The sequence below is a fragment of the Proteus sp. fly-1067 genome (assembly GCF_040139345.1).
Lineage (GTDB): Bacteria > Pseudomonadota > Gammaproteobacteria > Enterobacterales > Enterobacteriaceae > Proteus > Proteus vulgaris_B.
The window spans coordinates 1-576 of sequence record NZ_JBEEUL010000189.1 but is presented as its reverse complement, the minus strand read 5'-3'; the positions used below and the strand labels follow the sequence as shown (position 1 = coordinate 576).

Sequence of the window (576 nt, the reverse complement as noted above, 5' to 3'; positions counted from 1 at the left end):
GTTGAATCAAAATCTGCTGGCGGCATTGTTCTGACTGGCACAGCAGCAGGTAAATCTACGCGTGGTGAAGTCCTTGCCGTTGGTAACGGTCGCATCCTCGAAAATGGCGAAATTAAAGCGCTGGATGTGAAAGTTGGCGACATCGTTATTTTTAACGACGGTTATGGCGTGAAAGCTGAGAAAATCGACAACGAAGAAGTGTTGATCATGTCAGAAAGTGACATTCTAGCGATTGTTGAAGCGTAATTTTCACTTAGATCTTCTCAACTAACGAAAAGAATTTAAAGGAAAGAAATAATGGCAGCTAAAGACGTTAAATTTGGTAGTGATGCACGCGTAAAAATGCTTCGTGGTGTGAATATTCTTGCGGATGCAGTTAAAGTAACTTTAGGTCCTAAAGGACGCAACGTAGTTCTGGATAAATCATTCGGCTCTCCAGTTATCACCAAAGATGGTGTTTCTGTTGCACGTGAAATCGAATTAGAAGATAAATTCGAAAACATGGGCGCACAGATGGTAAAAGAAGTTGCCTCTAAAGCGAATGATGCAGCGGGTGACGGTACTACAACTGCAACA

General features: G+C 42.2%; 2 protein-coding genes. Both read left to right on the top strand.

Annotation, left to right across the window (positions count from 1 at the left end; all coding sequences use genetic code 11):
- A partial coding sequence (locus ABN217_RS19925; RefSeq protein WP_349459955.1) for a co-chaperone GroES occupies window positions 1–246 on the top strand: 246 nt, incomplete at its 5' end.
- Between the two features lie 51 nt (window positions 247–297).
- The coding region (locus ABN217_RS19920) for a TCP-1/cpn60 chaperonin family protein (RefSeq protein WP_349459954.1) at window positions 298–576 on the top strand (279 nt) is incomplete at its 3' end.